The following is a 21,406-nucleotide window of genomic DNA, read 5'->3' on the forward strand; positions in this document are numbered from 1 at the left end:
AGTCGGCCCCCGCTCTGAGGCGTCGCCCCCGGCCCTGACGCCGTCGGCGCCTCGCTCCGACGCCGCCGGCCTCGGCTCCGACCCCGTCGGCGCTCGCCGGTGACCCCGGCGGTGACCCCGTCCGCCGTCGCCGCCCCCGGTGCGAAAGGTGATCCCTTCGCACCGGGGGCGCCATACGCACGCGCGTGCGGCCGCGCTCGGCCAGGATGGAGTAATGGGATTCCATGTCGATTCCGAGACCGGGCGGCTGCGCCGCGTCATCCTCCACCGACCGGACCTGGAGCTGAAGCGCCTCACACCCGGCAACAAGGACGCGCTGCTCTTCGACGACGTGCTGTGGGTGCGCCGCGCGCGCCAGGAGCACGACGGATTCGCCGACGTCCTGCGCGACCGGGGCGTCGAGGTGCACCTCTTCGGCGATCTGCTGCGCGAGTCGCTGGAGATCCCGGAGGCCAGGAACCTCGTCCTGGACCGGGTCTTCGACGAGAAGGAGTACGGGCCGCTCGCCACCGGACATCTGCGCCAGGCCTTCGACGACCTGCCCGTGGCCGACCTGGTCGAGGCGCTCGTCGGCGGCGTGACGAAGCGCGAGTTCCTGGGCCGGCACCCCGAGCCGACCTCCGTCCGCTTCCACGTCATGGACCTGGACGACTTCCTGATCGAGCCGCTGCCGAACCATCTGTTCACCCGGGACACCTCGGCCTGGATCTACGACGGCGTGTCCATCAACGCGATGCGCTGGCCGGCCCGGCAGCGCGAGACCGTCCACTTCGAGGCGATCTACAAGCACCATCCGCTCTTCAAGAGCCCGGAGGCCGGTGCGTTCCACCACTGGTCGGAGGGTCAGCACGACTACCCCTCCACCATCGAGGGCGGCGACGTCCTGGTCATCGGCAACGGCGCCGTCCTGATCGGGATGAGCGAGCGCACCACCCCGCAGGCCGTGGAAATGCTTGCCCGCGGGCTCTTCGAAGCGGGCTCGGCGACCACGATCGTGGCGCTGGACATGCCGAAGCACCGGGCGTTCATGCACCTCGACACGGTGATGACCATGGTCGACGGCGACACCTTCACGCAGTACGCCGGGCTTGGCATGCTCCGCTCCTACACCATCGAACCGGGCGTCGGCGACCGCGTGTTGAAGGTCACCGACCATCCGCCGGAGCACATGCACCGGGCCATCGCCGCCGCACTGGGCCTGGACAGCATCCGGGTTCTGACGCCCACCCAGGACGTGCACGCGGCGCAGCGGGAGCAGTGGGATGACGGCTGCAACGTGCTGGCGGTCGAGCCCGGCGTCGTCGTGGCCTACGAGCGCAATGTCACGACCAACACCCACCTGCGCAAGCTGGGCATCGAGGTCATCGAGATCCGGGGCAGCGAACTGGGCCGGGGACGGGGAGGCCCCCGCTGTATGAGCTGCCCGGTCGAACGCGACGCTGTATAGTGATGCGCTCTTCTGTATATACTTCCAATGCCCTCGCTTCCGCGACCGACCCAGGAGCAGCCACCATGGCGACAGACCTCGCAGGCCGCCACCTCCTCAAGGAGCTGGACTTCACCGCCGAGGAGTTCCGCGGCCTGATCGACCTCGCCGCCGAGCTCAAGGCGGCCAAGAAGGCCGGCGCCGAGGTCCAGCGGCTGCGCGGCAGGAACATCGCGCTGATCTTCGAGAAGACCTCCACCCGTACGCGCTGCTCCTTCGAGGTCGCCGCCGCCGACCAGGGCGCCTCGACGACGTACCTCGACCCCTCCGGTTCGCAGATGGGGCACAAGGAGTCGGTGAAGGACACGGCGCGGGTGCTGGGCCGGATGTTCGACGGCATCGAGTACCGGGGAGACAGTCAGGCCGCCGTCGAGGAGCTGGCGGCGTACGCCGGCGTGCCCGTCTTCAACGGGCTCACCGACGACTGGCACCCCACGCAGATGCTCGCGGACGTACTCACCATGACCGAGCACTGCGCCAAGCCCCTGGAGCAGATCGCCTTCGCCTACCTCGGCGACGCACGGTTCAACATGGGCAACTCCTACCTGGTCACCGGCGCCCTGCTCGGCATGGACGTACGCATCGTCGCGCCCAGGGCCTACTGGCCGGCCGAAGAGATCGTCGCGCAGGCCCGAAAGGCCGCCGAGCTGAGCGGCGCGCGCGTCACCCTCACCGAGGACGTCGCCGAGGGCGTCCTGGGCGCCGACTTCGTCGCCACCGACGTCTGGGTGTCCATGGGGGAGTCGAAGGAGGTGTGGGCCGAGCGCATCGAGGCCCTCCGTCCGTACGCCGTGACCATGGACGTACTGCGCGCGACCGGGAACGCGGACGTGAAGTTCCTGCACTGCCTGCCGGCCTTCCACGACCTCGGCACCGAGGTCGGCCGCGAGATCCATGAGCAGTACGGCCTCACCGAGCTGGAGGTCACCGACGAGGTCTTCGAATCGGCGCACTCGATCGTCTTCGACGAGGCCGAGAACCGCATGCACACGATCAAGGCCGTGCTCGTCGCGACCATGGCGGGCGCCGCCTAGTCGGCCTGGCAGGCGTCCCGCTGCCGTTCCTGCTGCCGCCCCCGCCCCCGCGCTGCCGTCCCCCTCAGCACGGGGCGGCGGGCGGAGCGGGCAGCGTGAACCAGACCGCCTTGCCGCGCTCGGTACGGCGGTGCCCGCAGGCGGAGCTGAGCGCACGGATGAGGAGCAGCCCCCGGCCGTGCTCCTGCCAGGGATCGGGCGGCTGGTGGTCGCCCGCAGAGTCCAGGTCGCCCGGCGGCGCCGGGTCGGGATCGTGCACCTCCACCTGGCAGCCGGTCGGCCGCAGCTCGACCACGAGTTCGATGGGATGCCCGCCGTTCGTGTGCTCCACGGCGTTCGCCACCAGCTCAGCGGTGAGCAGCTCGGCCGTGTCGGGGTCCGCGCGGAACCCGGCTGCCGGGATGTGCGCGAGTACCGCACGGATCAGGGCACGGGCGATCGGCACTGCCGCGGTGGAGTGCGGCAGCAGGGCGCGCCACGGGCCGGGATGTGCGGCTTCCGATTCCAGCACGGCGTACTGCTCCTTTCTGGGAGCAAGCGGTCATTCGTTCAACCATACGAAGTGCGACGACATTGCGCGCAGGGGCGCCCGGCCGCACGGCTCGGGACGTCGGTCACGGAAGCGCGGGACCATCGTCAGGTATCGCGCTGTCGTGACGACAGTCACGCATCGGTGATACCTTCGACGGGCAGGCACCAGCCGCACGGCTGAAGGAGGCCCCGCCCCGATGAGCCCCTTTCCCAGCTCAGCACCGCGCACCCAGCACTGGCACCACCTGCGGCTGACCGTCGAGGACGGCGTCGCCACCGTCACCCTGGCCCAACCGGAGAAACTCAACGCGCTCACCTTCGGCGCGTACGCCGATCTGCGCGACCTCCTCGCCGAGCTGGCCCGCGAGCGCTCCGTGCGCGCGCTGGTCCTCGCGGGCGAGGGGCGCGGCTTCTGCTCGGGCGGCGACGTCGACGAGATCATCGGCGCCACCCTCGGCATGGACACCGCACAGCTCCTCGACTTCAACCGGATGACCGGGCAGGTCGTACGGGCGCTGCGCGAATGCCCCTTCCCAGTGATCGCCGCCGTGCACGGCGTGGCCGCCGGCGCGGGCGCCGTCCTCGCCCTCGCCGCCGACTTCCGGGTCGCGGACCCCTCCGCCCGCTTCGCCTTCCTCTTCACCAGGGTCGGCCTCTCGGGCGGCGACATGGGGGCGGCGTATCTGCTGCCGCGTGTCGTCGGGCTCGGGCACGCGACCAGGCTGCTGATGCTCGGCGATCCGGTGCGCGCGCCCGAGGCGGAGCGCATCGGCCTGATCAGCGAACTGACCGACGAGGGACAGGCCGACGCCCGCGCCGCCGAGCTGGCCCGACGCCTCGCCGACGGCCCGGCCCTGGCGTACGCGCAGACGAAGGCGCTGCTCACCGCCGAGCTGGACATGCCGCTCGCCGCCGCGGTCGAACTGGACGCAGCGACGCAGGCGTTGCTGATGAACGGCGACGACTACGCCGAATTCCACGCGTCCTTCACCGAGAAGCGGCCCCCGAAGTGGCGGGGGCGGTAGCGGTGAGCCGCGCCCACGACGAGAGCGTCACCGCCCCGTCGCGGCCGCCGGCCGGCAGCCGGGCACCGGAAGACCGGGCGCAGCACGCGAGCGGGCCGCTGCGCGTCGCGGTGATCGGCGGCGGCCCCGGCGGGCTCTATGCCGCCGCTCTCCTCAAACGACTCGGCCCCGCGCGCGAGGTCACCGTCTGGGAGCGGGGTGCCCCCGACGACACCTTCGGCTTCGGAGTCGTCCTCTCCGACGAGACCCTCGGCGGCATTCAGCACGCCGATCCGGTCGTCTACCGGGCGCTCCAGGAGGAGTTCGTGCGCTGGGACGACATCGACATCGTCCACCGCGGCCGGACCCTGACCTCCGGCGGCCACGGCTTCGCGGCCCTCGGCCGACGCCGGCTGCTGGAGATCCTGCACGAGCGGTGCCGCTCGCTCGGCGTCGGCCTGCGCGTCCGTGAGGAGGCACCGCCCGCCGCCGAGCTCTCCGCGGCGTACGACCTGGTCATCGCCGCGGACGGGGTGCACAGCCTGACCCGTGCGGCGAACGCCGATGTCTTCGGCCCCCGCGTCACCACCCATCGCTGCCGCTACATCTGGCTCGCGGCCGACTTCGCCTTCGACGCCTTCCGATTCGAGATCGCGGAAACCGAACACGGCGTCATGCAGCTGCATGGCTACCCCTATGCGAAGAACGCGTCGACCGTCATTGTCGAGATGCGCGAGGAGGTCTGGCGGGCCGCCGGACTCGACCGCTGCGACGAGGCGGAATCCACCGAGCGCTGCGCCAAGGTCTTCGCCGACGCGCTCGGCGGCCGCCGACTGCGTGGCAACAACTCGTCCTGGACCGCCTTCCGTACCGTCGTCAACGACCGCTGGAGTTACGGCAACACGGTCCTGCTCGGCGACGCCGCCCACACCGCCCACTTCTCCATCGGTTCGGGAACCAAGCTCGCTGTCGAGGACGCCCTGGCGCTGGCCGCGTGCATCGAGGAGCAGCCCGGCCTGCCGGCCGCCCTCGCCGCGTACGAGAGCGAGCGCCGCCCGGTCGTCGCGTCCACGCAGCGCGCCGCCGCCGCCAGCCTGCGCTGGTTCGAGGATCTCGCGACGTATCTCGACCAGCCGCCACGGCAGTTCGCCTTCAACCTGCTCACCCGGAGCCGCCGCGTCACGCACGACAATCTGCGGCTGCGCGACCCCGGCTTCACCGGCGCCGTGGAAGAGGACTTCGGCTGCCCGTCAGGTACGCCGCCGATGTTCACCCCCTTCCGGCTGCGCGGCCTGACCCTGCGCAACCGGGTCGTCGTATCACCCATGGACATGTACTCGGCGGCCGACGGCGTACCCGGCGACTTCCACCTCGTCCACCTCGGCGCACGGGCCCTCGGGGGAGCGGGCCTGGTCATGACCGAGATGGTGTGCGTCAGCCCGGAGGGGCGCATCACCCCGGGCTGCGCCGGCCTGTACACCCCCGAACAGGCCGCCGCGTGGCGCCGGATCACCGACTTCGTCCACGACCAGTCACCGGGCACGGCTGTCGGCGTGCAACTCGGCCACTCGGGGCGCAAGGGCTCGACGCGGCTTATGTGGGAGGGCATCGACCAGCCGCTGGACGACGGCAACTGGCCCGTCGCGGCAGCGTCCGCGCTGCCCTACCGGCCAGGCGTCAACCAGATCCCGCGCGAGCTCGACGCGGACGGGCTCGCCCGCATCCGCGAACAGTTCACCGCGGCGGCGAGGCGGGCGGCCGACTGCGGATTCGACCTCCTCGAACTGCACTGCGCGCACGGCTACTTGCTGTCCGGCTTCCTGTCCCCTCTCACCAACCAGCGGACGGACGCCTACGGCGGTTCCCTCGCCGGCCGCCTCCGCTTCCCCCTGGAGGTCTTCGACGCCGTGCGCGGTGTCTGGCCGGACGACAGGCCGATGACCGTCCGGATCTCCGCCACGGACTGGGCGCAGGGAGGTACGACGGCGGAGGACGCGGTGGAGATCGCGCGCGCGTTCACCGCGCGCGGGGCCGACGCGATCGACGTGTCGACCGGGCAGGTCGTCGCCGACGAGACGCCGGAATACGGGCGCTCATACCAGGCGCCGTACGCGGACCGCATCCGCAACGCACTCGGGGTGCCGGTCGTCGCGGTCGGCGCGATCTCGTCCTGGGACGACGTGAACTCGCTGCTGCTCGCGGGCCGCGCCGACCTGTGCGCCCTGGCGCGCCCGCACCTCTACGACCCGCACTGGACGCTGCACGCGGCGGCGGAGCAGGGCTACACGGGACCGGCGGCGCCCTGGCCCCTGCCGTACCGGGCCGGAAGCCGCACGCCGCCGACGGGGCGGACGGACGCGCCGAAGCCGAGGCTGAGCCTGAGGTGAGGGCGGGCGACCCCCGCGGGGGAAGGCCCGCCGCAGGTGCCTCGTCACGTTACCCCGCCGGTGCGATCTCCACCCGGTCCTCCACCGCGCGGTAGCCGATGCGCTGATACACGCCGTTGCTCGTCGGGTTCGCGAGGTCCGTGAAGAGGAGCACCTCACCCGCACCGGCATCCCGGGCCGCCCCGCTCACCGCCGCCGTGACCGCCGCCGCGTACCCCCGCCCCCGCCACCGGGGCGGCGTGTACACCGGCGCCACGCGCACCGTCCCCGCGGCGGGCCGCAAGGCGCCCGCCATCGAAACCGGGGTGCCGTCGTGCTCCCACAGGGTCAGGCCGCCGTACGCGATACGGTCGTCCACCGCCCGCTCCGCGCCCGGGCCGGGATGGCCGGCCTCCCGGCGGAAGGCGTTCACCCACTCCACCAGCAGCTCCCGGTCGGCGGCGGTCGCCACCCGGGCGCGGCCCGGCGGCGCCGGGTCCGGCGGGGTCAACTCCGCGAGCCGGTACAGGCGTTGCTCGATCACCGTCGTGACTTCCGCGCCCATACGCCGCCACTGCTCCGCCAGCGCCCGGGCCGTGCCCCGCTCCGCGCCGACCGCCGGGCCGCCCAGCTCCGCGCACGCCTGTGCCAGCGGCGCCACCGCCTCCGCCGGCACGGTCCCCACCAGCACCGCGTGCGGCGGTGTCCACAGCAGCGCACCGTCCACACGCCCGTCCGCGCCGCGCCACCAGCCGTACCGAGGGGTGCCTTCGCCGTACGCGTCGCTGCCGCGCCGCCGCAGCGTCTCGGCGACGGTCAGCAGCAGGGTGTTCTCCGCGGGCCGGGCGGCGACGGCGGGGCCCGCCACGGCCAGGTACTCGTCCAGGTCCTCAGTGAAAGTCCAGGTCATGCCACATGCTGTCCGGCGGCCCCCGGCCCCGTCACACCATTTTCGAACCGCCGCCGCGCACGAACTCCGCCCCCGCGTCCCGCAGCCGCGCGTGCAGCCCGGCGAAGACCGCCGCCGAGCGCGCCCCCGGCCAGTCCGCGGGCAGCAGCTCGGCAGGCAGGCCGGGATCGGCGTACGGGAGGCGGCGCCAGGAGTCGAGCGCCAGGAGATAGTCCCGGTAGGCGTGCTCCGGGTCCGGTGCGCCGGCGGACCCCTGCCCCGGCTTGTCCCGCGCCACCCAGGACCGCAGCACCGGCTCGTGCAGGTCCAGGAACTGCTCGTGCTGCTTGGCGATCGCCGCCAGGTCCCACCAGCGCGCCACAGCCTCCTCCGTCGCCGCGAAACCGAGGTGCTCCCCGCGGAAGAGGTCGACGTACGGGGAGAGCTGGAGGCGTTCCATGGTGTGGCGGGTCTCCTCGTACAGCCGCGCCGGCGCGATCCACACACCGGGCGCCGCCGACCCGAAGCCGAGGCGGGCGAGGCGGGAGCGCAGTACGTGCCGCTTGGCGCGCTCCGACTCGGGGACCGAGAAGACCGCGAGCACCCAGCCGTCGGACAGCCGCGGCGCGGGGCGCTCGTAGATGCGCCGGTCGCCGTCGTCGAGGAGCTGGTGCGCGTCGGGCGACAGCGCGTACCCGGCGGCGCCCTGCGGCGTACGGGCGGCGACGAGCAGGCCGCGGCGCTTGAGCCGGGAGACCGACGAGCGCACCGACGGCGCGTCGACTCCGACGGCGGCCAGCAGCCGGATGAGCTCGGCCACCGGCATGGGCTCCCCGCCTCCGCCGGGTGTGCGCCCGTACGCGCCGTAGAGGGAGACGATCAGGGAACGGGGGGTGTGCTGCTCGGCCACGTGATCACTCTACGGCCGCCCGCAGCCGGAAGCGCTGGAGCTTGCCGGTCGGCGTACGGGGGAGGGCGTCCAGGAAGACGATGTCGCGCGGACACTTGTACGGGGCCAGCTCGCCCTTGACGAAGTCGCGCAGCAGCGCCACGGTCTCCTCGCCGCGCGGTACGCCGTCGCGCAGCACGGCGCAGGCGACCACGACCTGCCCGCGCCGCTCGTCGGTCCGGCCGACGACCGCCGCCTCCACGACGTCCGGATGGCGCAGCAGCGCCTCCTCGACCTCGGGGCTCGCGATGTTGTACCCGGCCGAAATGATCATGTCGTCCGCGCGGGCCACGTACCGGAAGTATCCGTCGGCGTCGCGGACGTACGTGTCGCCGGTCAGGTTCCAGCCGCCCCGCGCGTACTGCGTCTGGCGGTCGTCCGCGAGGTAGCGGCAGCCCACCGGACCGCGCACCGCGAGCAGTCCGGGCTCGCCGTCGGGTACGGGAGCGCCCGCCGCGTCGACCACCCGCGCCTCCCAGCCCGGCACGGGCACGCCCGTCGTCCCCGGTCTGGCCGCCTCGTCCGCCGCCGAGATGAAGATGTGCAGCAGCTCGGTCGCGCCGATGCCGTTGATGATGCGCACCCCGGTCCGCTCGTACCAGGCCTGCCAGGTCGCGGCGGGCAGGTTCTCACCGGCCGATACGCAGCGGCGCAGGGAGCTCAGGTCGTGGCCGTCGAGACCGTCGAGCATCGCGCGGTACGCCGTCGGCGCCGTGAACAGCACCGACACCCGGTGCTCGGCCAGGGCGGGCAGCAACTGCTTCGGGCCCGCCTGTTCGAGCAGCAGCGCCGACGCGCCCGCCCGCATCGGGAAGATCACCAGACCGCCGAGCCCGAAGGTGAAACCGAGTGGCGGACTGCCCGTGAAGACGTCGTCGGGCCCGGGCTTGAGCACATGGCGCGAGAAGGTGTCGGCCACGGCCAGCACGTCGCGGTGGAAGTGCATGCACCCCTTGGGGCGGCCCGTCGTCCCCGACGTGAAGGCGATCAGCGCGACATCGTCGGCGGACGTCTCCACGGCGGCGTACCGCGCCGGCTTGCCGGCCGCCGACCGCAGCAGATCGTCGGGCGCGTCGCCGCCGTACGCCGTGATGCGCAACCCGGGCACCTCGGCCTTCACCAGGTCGTCGACCGCCCGTACGTCGCACAGGGCGTGGCCGACCCGCGCGATCTCGCACATGGTCGCCAGCTCGGACGCCCGCTGCTGCGCCAGCACCGTCACCGCCACCGCGCCCGCCTTCATCACCGCGAGCCAGCAGGCCGCGAGCCACGGCGTGGTGGGTCCGCGCAGCAGGACGCGGTTTCCGGGCACGATGCCCAGGTCGGTGGTGAGGACGTGCGCGATCCGGTCGACGTGGCCGAGCAGATCGCCGTACGTCCAGACCTCGCCGGAAGCGGTACGGAAGACCGGCCGGCCAGGGCCGAAGCGCGCGACCGTACGGTCCAGGAGCTCCGCCCCGCAGTTGAGCCGGTCGGGATAGCACAGCTCCGGACGGTCGAAGATCAGCTGCGGCCACTGATGGGCGGGCGGAAGCTGGTCGCGGGGAAAGGTATCGATGTGCGCTGAGGTCTTCAGCTCCATGACGGGATCGCCCCCTTGTCGCCTCTTGAGCGTATCGTTTGGGTGACGACAGTCAACGGTTCGCGATAAGAGTGAGGCGAGGACATGGCGGGATTCGCTCTGGAACCTCAGCAGCAGGAGTGGTGCGAGCGGCTTCGCGCCCTGGCTGCGAACCATCTGCGCCCTCTCGCCGAGAAGGGGGAACCTGGCCGGGTGAACCGCCCGTTGGTGGCCGCGCTCGGCGAACACGGCCTGCTCGCGAGGCTGTTCGATTCCGGAGCGCTCGACCTCTGCCTGATGCGCGAATCCCTGGCCCGCGCCTGCACCGAGGCCGAGACCGCCCTAGCCCTCCAGGGGCTCGGAGCCAGCCCCGTGGCCAGGGCGGGCACGGACGAACAGCGGGCGCGCTGGCTGCCCGAAGTGACCGCGGGGCGCGCGATCGCGGCTTTCGCGCTCAGCGAGCCGGGCGCGGGATCGGACGCCGCGGCGCTGTCGCTGTCGACCGTACCGGAGGGTGACGGATGGCGCCTGTCCGGTGAGAAGCTCTGGATCTCCAACGCGCCGGAGGCCGACTTCTACACCGTGTTCGCCCTGACCACCGAGGGCGCGGGCGCCCGCGGCGTCACCGCGTTCCTCGTCCCCGCCGGCCGCCCGGGCCTGACCGGCACGGCGCTCGACATGCTCTCGCCGCACCCCATCGGTGCCCTCGCCTTCGACGGCGTACCCGTCACCCGCGCGGACGTGATCGGCGAGGTGGACCGAGGCTTCCGCGTCGCGATGGACACCCTCAACCTCTTCCGCCCCAGCGTCGGCGCCTTCGCCGTCGGCATGGCGCAGGCCGCCCTCGACGCGACCCTCGCGCACACCGCGAGCCGCGCCGCTTTCGGCGGGCTGCTCAAGGACCTCCAGTCGGTGGCCCACCGGGTCGCCGAGATGGCGACCCGTACGGAGGCCGCGCGCCTGCTCGTGTACGCCGCCGCCTCCGCCTACGACGCCGGCGCACCCGGCGTCCCCCGGCGCGCCGCGATGGCCAAGCTCTTCGCCACCGAGACCGCCCAGTACGTCGTCGACGCGGCCGTCCAGCTGCACGGCGCCCGCGCCCTCCAGCGCGGCCACCTGCTCGAACACCTCTACCGCGAGGTGCGCGCACCCCGTATCTACGAAGGCGCAACCGAGGTCCAGCGCACGATCATCGCGAAGGAGCTGTACCGATGAGCCCGCACAGCCCGCACGGCCCCCACAGCACGCACCGGCCGCACCGCGTCGAGCGCCTCAACCCCGCCGAACTCTCCCCGCCCTCCGGCTTCTCGCATGCCGTCACCGCCACCGGCTCGCAGCTGGTCTTCCTGGCGGGGCAGACCGCGCTCGACACGGACGGCAAACTCGTCGGGGACACACTCCCCGCCCAGTTCGAGAAGGCGCTCAGCAACCTCCTCACGGCGCTGCACGCCGCCGGCGGCGCCCCCACCGACCTGGCCCGCGTCACCGTCTACGCCTCCGATGTCGCCGACTACCGCGCCCACGCCCCCGAACTCGGCCGCATCTGGGGCAGGCTGGCGGGCCGCGACTACCCGGCCATGGCGGTGATCGGCGTGGTCCGCCTCTGGGACGAGCAGGCCCTGGTCGAGCTGGACGGTGTCGCCGTACTGCCCTGAGCACCCGGCGTGGCAGGGTGGGCCGCATCGGCCAATGAAGCAGGGGGCTTCCATGCCAGAGATCCAACTCACCGCGGGAACCGTGCAGTACGAGGACACCGGGGGTCCGGGGCCCGTCGTCGTCCTGCTGCACGGCCTGGTGCACGACGCCACCGTGTGGCGGAAGGTCGTCGCGCTTCTGCGGGACGGTCACCGCTGCGTGGTTCCGACGCTTCCGTACGGCTCGCACCGCACGCCGATGCGTCCGGACGTGCCGCTGAACCCCGACTCCGTGGTGGAACTGATCGTCGAGTTCCTGGAACGGCTGGACCTGACTGACGTGACGCTCGTGGAGAACGACTGCGGGCGGGCGCAGACCGTCGCGGCCAAGTATCCGCAACGGCTCGCCAGGCTCGTCCTCACGTCCTGCGAGGCCTTCGACAACTACCCGCCCGGCGTGCCCGGCAAGTTGATCTCGCTGGCCTGCAAGGTTCCCGGCGGCATCACCCTCCTCGCCCGTACGCTCGCCCTGCGCCCGCTGCGGCGGCTGCCCGTGGGGCTCGGCGCGCTCACCAAGCGGCCCGTACCCGACGAGATCCTCGACGGCTGGCTGCGGCCGCTCCTGACCGACCCCGCCATCCGCGCCGACTTCCGCCGCTACAACCAGGGCGTACGCAGGACGGAACTGCTCGAAGCGGTGGACGGCATGCGGAAGTTCGACAAGCCGGCGCTCGTGGTGTGGGCGACGGAGGACCGGATGATGCCGCTCGCCCACGGGCGCAGGCTGGCCGACGTGCTGCCGCAGGGGCGGCTCGTCGAGATCGAGGACAGCTGCACGCTGATCGCCGAGGACCAGCCCGAGGCGTTTTCCGCGACACTGCGGCACTTCATCGCCGAAACGCGCTGAGACCTGCCCTCCGCCGGGGCCGGCCCGGCCATCCCGTTCGGGTCCGGGCCGGCGCCCGGTCTGTGCCGGCGGAGGGCAGAGCCGCCTACTCCTTACCGCTCGTCAGATTCCCGAAGGTCAGGCCCGTCCCGGCCAGGTCGGCCCTGATGCCCTCGCGCTCCACGCCGATGCCGCGCAGCCGGAGTTCGCCCGGCGTCTTCGGCAGCCGGAAGGACAGCGAGAGCCGCTCGGACAGTTCCGGCGGCCGCAGGCTGAGCAGTGCGCCGACCAGCTTGGGGTCGATGCCGGCCTTCTCCAGGAGCCAGGGGTGGTCCATGACCACGTCGACGAGGTTGAGCTGCATCAACTGCCGTACGAAACGGGGAGAACCGGTGAGTTCGTGCAGCTCCTTCTCGCTGCGCAGCGCCCGTTCGACCCACTCCTGGCGTACGCCGAGCCGCTCGGCCACAGCGGGGACCGCCAGCAGCGCCTTGATCTGCGCGGCTTCACGGCTGATGCGTGCGGCGGCCTCGGGATGCAGCCTGAGTCCCGAGTGCGCGCGGTCCTTGCCCGGCCGGTAGGTGACGAGGCCGGGGATGTCGAGCCGCATGTGGTCGACGGTCGTCGACACCGCCCGGTCGCCGTCGCGGCGTATGTGCGCCTCGGCCCGTACGCGTACTTCGTGGCCGGCGACGGGCAGGGAACCCGCCACCCGCACCCGGTTGTCGCCGTCCTTGGTGAATTTCGCCTGGGAGGCGCCGAGTTCGCGTCCCAGGTCGTCGAAGGACAGCAGTACGTCGCCGTCCACACTGCCGACGACCGCGCCCCGGATCGACGTGGGCAGGCTGCCCACGACGCGGATGTCCTGGGCGGTGGCCCGCACTTCGGCGAGGGACACCCGGTCGGCGGCCACGTCGGGAACGGTGACATCGACGCGGTCGAGCCGCCGGGCCGCGACCTGGGTGAGGAAGGGGAAGCCGTGGATCTCGACCTCGGGCGAGGCCGCGAGCCCGAGCGACTGCTGGAGCTTCTCCTCGGCCTTGTCCTGCGCGTACAGCACGGCGAAGCGGTCGCAGGCCAGCAGCAGGGAGGCACAGACAAGGCCGGTGACGGCCAGCTTCAGTACGAAGGGGACAGCGGCGAGCCGGCTCTTGCCACGGTGGTTCGGTGGCTTCCACTCGTCGTCGTCATGGTCTCTGTCGTCGCGTCCGTCGCGTCCGTCATCGTCGGGAGCGAGTCCGAGACCGAGCGGGTCGTCCGTGTCGATTGGCTCCGGATGCTCGGCGTAGTCCGGCTCCGGCTCTGCCAGCAGGGCCAGTTCGTCGTAGGGATTGGGCGGATGTGAGGCTATGCGTGTGGGGGGTCGCATCGGATCATCCCACCATGTGAACCGCCCTCGAACGCAAGCGCGATGGGCGCTACCTCCGGATTTGGTCATGTATATGACCGGGAATGAGGACTCCCGATGAGCATTGACTGGTTCGAACGCCCCACCCTGACCGGCCGTTTCGTGCGCCTGGAGCCGTTGACGACCGATCACGCCGGGGGCCTCTTCGAGGCGCTGAAGGACCCCGCCGTCTGGCCGTGGCTGTCCAAGAAGCAGCCCGCGGACGCCGCCGGGATGCACCAGATCGTCGAGGCGCTGCTGGCGAAGCAGGAGCAGGGCGACAGCATCGCGCTCGCGCAGATCGACATCGCCACCGGAGAGGTCGCGGGCTCCACCTCGTACTACGAGATAGAGCCCGCCGACCGGGGCATCGCCATCGGCTCGACGTGGCTCGGCAGCCGCTTCCAGCGCACCGGCATCAACACCGAGGCCAAGCTGCTGCTCCTCGGCCGGGCCTTCGACGACCTCGGCGCACGCCGCGTCACCTGGCACACCGACCACCGCAACGAGCGTTCGCAGCGGGCCATCGAGCGCCTTGGCGCCCGGCATGAAGGTGTACTGCGCAGCCATCGCACCAGGCCGGACGGGACCGTGCGCGACACCGTCGTCTACTCGATGCTCGCCGACGAGTGGCCGGCGGCCCGCGCGGCACTGACCGCCCGCCTCCTGCGGCCGTGAGCGGGCCCGCCTGATCGACTGGTGACCCTAAGGGGCCGGGCTTACGGTCGAATGGTGGGTAAAACCGCCCACTGCCCCTGCCGTGAGGGCCTGGCGCCATGACGACCTCACAACCGAGCCCAGCGCAAGCGAAGGCCGCGGGTCTGGGCGGCAAGAACGGTCTCGCCCTGCTGGTCATCGCCTCGTGCCAGCTGATGGTGGTGCTCGACATCACCATCGTGAACATCGCTCTGCCCGACATTCAGAGTGATCTCGACTTTTCCACGACCAGCCTCTCGTGGGTGGTCAACGCCTACACGCTCACCTTCGGCGGGCTACTGCTCCTCGGAGGCCGCGCCGGTGACATCCTCGGCCGCCGAAGAGTCTTCATCTTCGGCGTACTCCTCTTTGTCCTGGCCTCCCTGCTCGGTGGCCTCGCGCAGAACTCAGGCCAACTGCTCGCCGCGCGCGCCCTCCAGGGCGTCGGTGGCGCCATCGCCTCGCCGACCGCGCTCGCGCTGATCACCACCACTTTCACCGAAGGCCCGGCCCGCAACCGCGCCTTCGGCGTCTTCGCCGCGGTCTCCGCCGGCGGCGGCGCGATCGGCCTGCTGGCGGGCGGCGTGCTCGTCGAATGGCTCGACTGGCGCTGGGTGCTCTTCGTCAACGTGCCGATAGGGCTGCTCATCGCCTTCGCCACTCCCCGCGTCATCAAGGAGTCCGAGCGCCATCCCGGGCGCTTCGACGTCACCGGAGCGCTGACCTCGACGCTCGGCATGGTGTGTCTGGTCTACGGCTTCATCCGCGCGGCACAGGACGGGTGGACCGACGGCCTCACGCTGGCGTCGTTCGGCGCCGCGATCGTGCTGCTGCTGGTCTTCTTCCTGGTGGAGCGGCGCTCGAGGCAGCCGATCACGCCGCTGCACATGTTCGCCGACCGCAACCGGGCGGGCACGTACGGCATCATGCTCAGCCTCGCCGCCGCGATGTTCGGCATGTTCTTCTTCCTCACGCTGTTCGTCCAGAACGTGCTGGACTTCAGCCCCCTGGAGGCCGGCCTCGCCTTCCTGCCGGTCAGCGCGGTCATCGCGGTGGGCGCGGCGATGGCATCGCAGCTCCTGCCCAAGTACGGGCCGAAACCCTTCATGGTCACGGGCTCCGTCCTGTCGGCGGTCGGGCTGTCCTGGCTGACCCTGACGGACATCGATTCGACGTATCTGGGCAGCATCCTGGGACCGATGCTGGTCTTCAGCCTCGGCATGGGCATGAACTTCGTCTCCCTGACGCTGATGGCGGTCTCCGGCGTGCCCGCGCACGAGACGGGCGCGGCCTCGGGCCTGCTCAACGTCACACAGCAGGTGGGCGGCTCACTGGGCCTGTCCATCCTGGTCACGGTGTTCGGTACGGCCAGCCGTCATGAGGCCGAGGACCAGATCGCGGGCTTCATGGCACGGGCCACCCCGTCAGAACGGCTCAGTTTCGAACGCACCGGTCAACTGCCAGCTCCCTGGGGCGACGAGGTCCTCACCTCGGGAGTCTCCTCGGCCTTCATCGTCGCCGCGGCCTTCTCCGTGGTGGCCGCGATCGTCGCGCTGTTCGCCATCCAGGTCCGGCCCTCCGACCTCGAACGCCTCCAGGGCGGAGGCGTCCCGGGCCCCTGACCTCCCCTGCCGGGACGGCCCGGTTTGCCGGGGGAAGGACAGGCAAGACGGGCAGGGACAGGCCGCGGCAGGACATTGAGGAGCAGCAGTGATCACCCAGGAGCAGCTCGGCACGCTGACCGGCCGTCCCGTCCATGACGCCGACGGGCAGGGTGTCGGCCACGTGGACCGCCTCCTGCTCGACGACACCACCGGCCGGCCCGAGTGGGCGCGGCTGCGCAGCGGCCCGTCCGGTCCCGGCGTCTTCATCCCCCTGCGGGAAGCCGTGCTGGCCGAAGACCACGTCGAGGTCGCGTTCACGCGAGCCGTGATCGACGCGGCCCCCGCCGTCGGCGTCGGCGGGGACGAGGTCCTCTCGGTGGCCGACGAGCAGACGCTGTTCGCGCACTACGGGATCAGGGAGGTGCGGGAGCAGGTCAACGCCGACGCGGGCACGGGCTGGTCCGCCATGGACCGGGCCCAGCACATCCGCTCCGGCACGGGCGGCCTCGAGAGCGCCCGCACCCGCCTGCGGGTCTACGACACCGCCTGACACGCACGGCGACGCCGGGGGCCCGGGCGCGGCCCCCGGCGTCGCCGTTCCTGGCGGACGGTCAGATGTCCCGGAAGATCTCGATCTGCGCGCCCACCGAGTTGAGGCGCTCCGCCAGGTCCTCGTAACCCCGGTTGATGACATAGACGTTGCGCAGCACGGACGTGCCCTCGGCCGCCATCATCGCCAGCAGGACGACCACCGCCGGACGCAGCGCCGGCGGGCACATCATCTCGGCGGCGCGCCAGCGGGTCGGGCCCTCCACCAGGACGCGGTGCGGATCCAGGAGCTGGAGGCGGCCGCCGAGGCGGTTGAGGTCCGTCAGGTAGATCGCGCGGTTGTCGTACACCCAGTCGTGGATCAGGGTCTGGCCCTGGGCGACCGCCGCGATCGCCGCGAAGAACGGCACGTTGTCGATGTTGAGCCCGGGGAACGGCATCGGGTGGATCTTGTCGATCGGCGCTTCCAGCTTGGAGGGCCGTACGGTCAGGTCCACCAGCCGCGTACGCCCGTTGTCCGCCTCGTACTCGCCGGTGCGGTCGTGGTCGAGGCCCATCTCCTCCAGCACCGCGAGCTCGATCTCGAGGAACTCGATGGGGACCCGGCGGATCGTCAGTTCGGAGCCCGTCACGACGGCGGCCGCGAGCAGGCTCATCGCCTCGACCGGGTCCTCGGACGGGGAGTAGTCGACGTCCACGTCGATGTTCGGTACGCCGTGCACGGTCAGCGTGGTCGTTCCCACCCCGTCGACCCGTACGCCGAGCAGCTCCAGGAAGAAGCAGAGGTCCTGGACCATGTAGTTGGACGAGGCGTTGCGGATGACACTCACGCCGTCGTGGCGGGCCGCCGCGAGCAGCGCGTTCTCGGTCACCGTGTCGCCGCGCTCGGTCAGCACGATCGGACGCCCGGGCCCGGCCGAGGGCTCCACCACGGCGTGGTAGATCCCCTCGGTCGCCGTGATGTCCAGCCCGAAGCGGCGCAGCGCGATCATGTGCGGCTCGATGGTGCGGGTGCCGAGGTCGCAGCCGCCCGCGTACGGGAGTTTGAAGCGGTCCATGCGGTGGAGCAGCGGGCCGAGGAACATGATGATGCTGCGCGTACGGCGTGCCGCCTCCGCGTCCATGGAGTCCATGTCGAGCTCGGCGGGCGGGACGATCTCCAGGTCCTTCCCGTCGTTGATCCAACGGGTGCGTACGCCAATGGAGTTGAGCACCTCCAGCAGGCGGTAGACCTCCTCGATGCGCGCGACGCGCCGGAGTACGGTGCGGCCCTTGTTGAGCAGCGAGGCGCAAAGCAGCGCCACACAGGCGTTCTTGCTCGTCTTCACGTCGATCGAGCCGGAAAGACGCCGTCCGCCGACCACCCGCAGATGCATGGGTCCCGCGTACCCCAGCGAGACGATTTCACTGTCGAGAGCCTCGCCGATGCGCGCGATCATCTCAAGGCTGATGTTCTGGTTGCCGCGTTCGATGCGGTTCACGGCACTCTGGCTGGTGCCCAGCGCTTCGGCTAGCTGTGTCTGTGTCCAGCCACGGTGCTGACGGGCGTCACGGATGAGCTTGCCGATGCGTACGAGGTAGTCGTCTGCCATGGCGGCAGGTTATCTCAGATATGAGATGACGTGCTCCAGGGGCGGTTGTTGGGGGAGTTGCCGAGGCGTCAGGCGAAATGTCCGGTTGAAGAGGAAAAGGCGGTAAGGGGTCGGACGGGCCCTCAGTTCCGCCGCTCGTCCGGGCTGCGCGGCGCGGAAGGTGTGCTCCGGGAAGTGCCGTGCCGGTCGACCCGCTCCGGTGTCGAGGTGGTTCAGTGGTCGCGTCGCGCTGGGTCTGTTCTCCGATACGGGGACGGCCGCGCCGTCGGCGGCGGCGGTCCGGGCATGACCGAATCGCGGTCATGTACTAGAGTTATCTCGACATCGAGATATCTGCCGAAGGCGTTCCGCAGCCGCCGACCGGTAAGGGTGACCTAACTAAGTCTTACCTTAGCGGATGGCCAGGGGGTCGTGGCGGCAGGATGCGGTAGAAACGCGCACATTGAAGAAGGAGACTGTCGTGTCGGCGAACAGCTTCGACGCCCGCAGCACGCTGCGCGTGGGCGACGAGTCGTACGAGATCTTCAAGCTGGACAAGGTCGAGGGCTCCGCGCGCCTCCCTTACAGCCTGAAGGTGCTGCTGGAGAACCTCCTCCGCACCGAGGACGGCGCGAACATCACCGCCGACCACATCCGGGCGATCGGCGGCTGGGACTCCCAGGCCCAGCCGAGCCAGGAGATCCAGTTCACGCCCGCCCGCGTGATCATGCAGGACTTCACCGGCGTGCCCTGCGTCGTCGACCTCGCCACCATGCGTGAGGCCGTCAAGGAGCTCGGCGGCGACCCGGCGAAGATCAACCCGCTGGCCCCGGCCGAGCTGGTCATCGACCACTCCGTCATCGCCGACAAGTTCGGCACCGCCGGCGCGTTCCAGCAGAACGTCGAGCTGGAGTACGGCCGCAACAAGGAGCGCTACCAGTTCCTGCGCTGGGGCCAGACCGCCTTCGACGAGTTCAAGGTCGTCCCCCCGGGCACCGGCATCGTCCACCAGGTCAACATCGAGCACCTGGCCCGCACGGTCATGGTCCGTAACGGCCAGGCGTACCCCGACACCCTCGTCGGCACCGACTCGCACACCACCATGGTCAACGGCCTCGGCGTGCTGGGCTGGGGCGTCGGTGGCATCGAGGCCGAGGCCGCGATGCTCGGCCAGCCGGTCTCCATGCTCATCCCGCGCGTCGTCGGCTTCAAGCTGACCGGCGAGCTCCCGGCCGGCACCACCGCCACGGACCTCGTGCTCACGATCACCGAGATGCTGCGCAAGCACGGCGTCGTCGGCAAGTTCGTCGAGTTCTACGGTGAGGGTGTCGCCGCCACCTCGCTGGCGAACCGCGCCACCATCGGCAACATGTCGCCGGAGTTCGGCTCCACCGCCGCGATCTTCCCGATCGACGACGAGACGCTGAAGTACCTGCGCCTGACCGGTCGCGACGAGCAGCAGGTCGCGCTTGTCGAGGCGTACGCCAAGGAGCAGGGCCTCTGGCTCGACCCGGCCGCCGAGCCGGACTTCTCCGAGAAGCTCGAGCTGGACCTGTCGACGGTCGTCCCCTCGATCGCCGGCCCGAAGCGCCCGCAGGACCGTATCGTCCTCGCCAACGCCGCCCAGCAGTTCGCCCTGGACGTCCGCAACTACGTCTCGGACGACGAGGAGGCGGGCAAGGAGTCCTTCCCGGCCTCCGACTCCCCGGCCGAGCACAACGGCGTACCGACCCGGCCGACCCTGGTCACCGCCGCCGACGGTTCGACGTACGAGATCGACCACGGCGCCGTCACCGTCGCCGCGATCACCTCCTGCACGAACACCTCGAACCCGTACGTCATGGTCGCCGCCGCGCTCGTGGCCAAGAAGGCGGTCGAGAAGGGCCTGACCCGCAAGCCGTGGGTCAAGACCACGCTCGCCCCGGGCTCGAAGGTCGTCACCGACTACTTCGACAAGGCGGGCCTGACCCCCTACCTCGACAAGGTCGGCTTCAACCTCGTCGGCTACGGCTGCACCACCTGCATCGGCAACTCGGGCCCGCTGCCCGAGGAGGTCTCCAAGGCCGTCAACGACAACGACCTCGCTGTTACGTCCGTCCTCTCGGGCAACCGTAACTTCGAGGGCCGCATCAACCCCGACGTCAAGATGAACTACCTGGCCTCCCCGCCGCTGGTCGTCGCGTACGCCATCGCGGGCTCCATGAAGGTGGACATCACCAAGGACGCCCTGGGCATCGACCAGGACGGCAAGCCGGTCTACCTCGCGGACATCTGGCCCACCGAGGCCGAGGTCAACGACGTCGTGGCGAACTCCATCGGCGAGGACATGTTCAACAAGTCCTACGCCGACGTCTTCGCGGGCGACGCGCAGTGGCAGGCGCTGGAGATCCCCACCGGCAACACCTTCGAGTGGGACAACGAGTCGACGTACGTCCGCAAGCCCCCGTACTTCGAGGGCATGACGATGGAGACGACCCCGGTCGCCGACATCGCCGGTGCGCGTGTGCTCGCCAAGCTGGGCGACTCGGTCACCACCGACCACATCTCCCCGGCCGGCGCCATCAAGGCCGACACCCCGGCCGGCCAGTACCTCACGGAGCACGGGGTCGAGCGCCGTGACTTCAACTCCTACGGCTCGCGCCGAGGCAACCACGAGGTCATGATCCGCGGCACGTTCGCCAACATCCGTCTGCGCAACCAGATCGCGCCGGGTACGGAGGGCGGCTTCACCCGCGACTTCACCCAGGACGGGGCTCCGGTGTCGTACATCTACGACGCCTCGCAGAACTACCAGGCCGCCGGCACCCCGCTGGTCATCCTGGCGGGCAAGGAGTACGGCTCGGGCTCGTCCCGCGACTGGGCGGCCAAGGGCACCGCGCTGCTCGGCGTCAAGGCCGTCATCGCCGAGTCGTACGAGCGCATCCACCGCTCCAACCTCATCGGCATGGGCGTCCTTCCGCTCCAGTACCCGGAGGGCGCCTCGGCGGCCGCGCTGGGTCTGACCGGCGAGGAGACCTTCGAGATCACCGGCGTCACCGGCCTGAACGACGGCGGTATCCCGGAGACCCTGGCGGTCAAGGCCGTCAGCCCCGCCGGCGAGAGCGTCGAGTTCGACGCGAAGCTGCGCATCGACACGCCGGGCGAGGCGGACTACTACCGCAACGGCGGAATCCTGCAGTACGTGCTGCGGTCGCTGATCCGCAACTAGTCGTCACTGCCTGAACGCCGAAGGGCCGCACCCCCGCCGGGGTGCGGCCCT

Annotated in this window: 17 protein-coding genes; 11 read left to right on the forward strand and 6 right to left on the reverse strand. The window is 71.0% G+C overall.

Features of this window, described 5'->3' with window-relative positions; translation table 11 throughout:
* Positions 1–214: 214 nt before the first annotated feature.
* Both ACWIHY_RS00790 and argF read left to right on the forward strand, forming a co-directional pair.
* A complete protein-coding gene (locus tag ACWIHY_RS00790) occupies positions 215–1,447 on the forward strand; it encodes an arginine deiminase (RefSeq protein WP_454373379.1) in 1,233 nt (410 codons plus the stop codon).
* Between the two features lie 65 nt (positions 1,448–1,512).
* A complete protein-coding gene (gene argF / locus ACWIHY_RS00795) occupies positions 1,513–2,520 on the forward strand; it encodes an ornithine carbamoyltransferase (protein WP_454373380.1) in 1,008 nt (335 codons plus the stop codon).
* Between the two features lie 64 nt (positions 2,521–2,584).
* On the opposite strand, the gene ACWIHY_RS00800 is transcribed toward argF, so the two are convergent.
* A complete protein-coding gene (locus ACWIHY_RS00800) occupies positions 2,585–3,028 on the reverse strand; it encodes an ATP-binding protein (RefSeq protein WP_454373845.1) in 444 nt (147 codons plus the stop codon).
* 220 nt (positions 3,029–3,248) lie between these two features.
* Between ACWIHY_RS00800 and ACWIHY_RS00805 the strand changes: the two genes are divergently transcribed.
* Together ACWIHY_RS00805 and ACWIHY_RS00810 are read left to right on the forward strand one after the other, a co-directional pair.
* Complete coding sequence (locus ACWIHY_RS00805) at positions 3,249–4,076, forward strand: enoyl-CoA hydratase family protein (protein ID WP_454373381.1); 828 nt, start codon at positions 3,249–3,251, stop codon at positions 4,074–4,076.
* 98 nt (positions 4,077–4,174) lie between these two features.
* Positions 4,175–6,442 (forward strand): bifunctional salicylyl-CoA 5-hydroxylase/oxidoreductase, encoded by a 2,268-nt coding sequence (locus tag ACWIHY_RS00810; protein WP_454373846.1) that lies wholly within the window; start codon positions 4,175–4,177, stop codon positions 6,440–6,442.
* A gap of 49 nt (positions 6,443–6,491) precedes the next feature.
* On the opposite strand, the gene ACWIHY_RS00815 is transcribed toward ACWIHY_RS00810, so the two are convergent.
* The 3 genes from ACWIHY_RS00815 to ACWIHY_RS00825 are packed head-to-tail and all read right to left on the reverse strand — an operon-like array spanning position 6,492 to position 9,841.
* Positions 6,492–7,331, reverse strand: a complete 840-nt coding sequence (locus ACWIHY_RS00815; protein ID WP_454373382.1) for a GNAT family N-acetyltransferase — start codon at positions 7,329–7,331, stop codon at positions 6,492–6,494.
* Positions 7,332–7,362: 31 nt separating this feature from the next.
* Positions 7,363–8,220: a PaaX family transcriptional regulator gene (locus tag ACWIHY_RS00820; RefSeq protein WP_454373383.1), complete on the reverse strand. Its 858-nt coding sequence runs from the start codon at positions 8,218–8,220 to the stop codon at positions 7,363–7,365.
* Between the two features lie 4 nt (positions 8,221–8,224).
* Positions 8,225–9,841 (reverse strand): AMP-binding protein, encoded by a 1,617-nt coding sequence (locus ACWIHY_RS00825; RefSeq protein WP_454373384.1) that lies wholly within the window; start codon positions 9,839–9,841, stop codon positions 8,225–8,227.
* A gap of 84 nt (positions 9,842–9,925) precedes the next feature.
* Between ACWIHY_RS00825 and ACWIHY_RS00830 the strand changes: the two genes are divergently transcribed.
* The 3 genes from ACWIHY_RS00830 to ACWIHY_RS00840 are packed head-to-tail and all read left to right on the forward strand — an operon-like array spanning position 9,926 to position 12,361.
* Positions 9,926–11,035, forward strand: coding sequence for an acyl-CoA dehydrogenase family protein (locus ACWIHY_RS00830; protein ID WP_454373385.1), 1,110 nt, complete (start codon positions 9,926–9,928; stop codon positions 11,033–11,035).
* Positions 11,032–11,475: a RidA family protein gene (locus ACWIHY_RS00835; protein WP_454373386.1), complete on the forward strand. Its 444-nt coding sequence runs from the start codon at positions 11,032–11,034 to the stop codon at positions 11,473–11,475. Before ACWIHY_RS00830 ends, ACWIHY_RS00835 begins: the two co-directional genes overlap by 4 nt.
* Before the next feature lie 52 nt (positions 11,476–11,527).
* The gene (locus ACWIHY_RS00840) at positions 11,528–12,361 is read left to right on the forward strand and encodes an alpha/beta fold hydrolase (RefSeq protein ID WP_454373387.1); all 834 of its coding nucleotides are present in this window, start codon (positions 11,528–11,530) and stop codon (positions 12,359–12,361) included.
* A gap of 85 nt (positions 12,362–12,446) precedes the next feature.
* Here ACWIHY_RS00840 and ACWIHY_RS00845 read toward each other — a convergent pair whose 3' ends face one another.
* Positions 12,447–13,709, reverse strand: a complete 1,263-nt coding sequence (locus ACWIHY_RS00845) for an LmeA family phospholipid-binding protein (protein WP_454373388.1) — start codon at positions 13,707–13,709, stop codon at positions 12,447–12,449.
* A 96-nt stretch (positions 13,710–13,805) separates the two neighbouring features.
* Between ACWIHY_RS00845 and ACWIHY_RS00850 the strand changes: the two genes are divergently transcribed.
* From ACWIHY_RS00850 to ACWIHY_RS00860, 3 genes are all read left to right on the forward strand, one after another.
* On the forward strand, positions 13,806–14,405 hold the full coding sequence (locus ACWIHY_RS00850) for a GNAT family N-acetyltransferase (protein ID WP_454373389.1): 600 nt from the start codon (positions 13,806–13,808) through the stop codon (positions 14,403–14,405).
* Between the two features lie 98 nt (positions 14,406–14,503).
* Positions 14,504–16,045 carry an MFS transporter gene (locus ACWIHY_RS00855; RefSeq protein WP_454373390.1) on the forward strand — a complete coding sequence of 514 codons (1,542 nt, stop codon included), beginning with the start codon at positions 14,504–14,506 and terminating at the stop codon, positions 16,043–16,045.
* An 88-nt stretch (positions 16,046–16,133) separates the two neighbouring features.
* On the forward strand, positions 16,134–16,577 hold the full coding sequence (locus tag ACWIHY_RS00860; RefSeq protein WP_454373391.1) for a PRC-barrel domain-containing protein: 444 nt from the start codon (positions 16,134–16,136) through the stop codon (positions 16,575–16,577).
* Between the two features lie 61 nt (positions 16,578–16,638).
* Here the strand turns inward: ACWIHY_RS00860 and ACWIHY_RS00865 are convergent, their stop codons facing one another.
* On the reverse strand, positions 16,639–18,168 hold the full coding sequence (locus ACWIHY_RS00865; protein WP_454373392.1) for a helix-turn-helix domain-containing protein: 1,530 nt from the start codon (positions 18,166–18,168) through the stop codon (positions 16,639–16,641).
* Positions 18,169–18,628: 460 nt separating this feature from the next.
* Here ACWIHY_RS00865 and acnA point away from each other — a divergent pair, with 460 nt between their 5' ends.
* Positions 18,629–21,355 (forward strand): aconitate hydratase AcnA, encoded by a 2,727-nt coding sequence (gene acnA / locus ACWIHY_RS00870; protein WP_454373393.1) that lies wholly within the window; start codon positions 18,629–18,631, stop codon positions 21,353–21,355.
* Positions 21,356–21,406: the final 51 nt, after the last annotated feature.

The sequence above is a fragment of the Streptomyces sp. NPDC055287 genome (assembly GCF_053646035.1).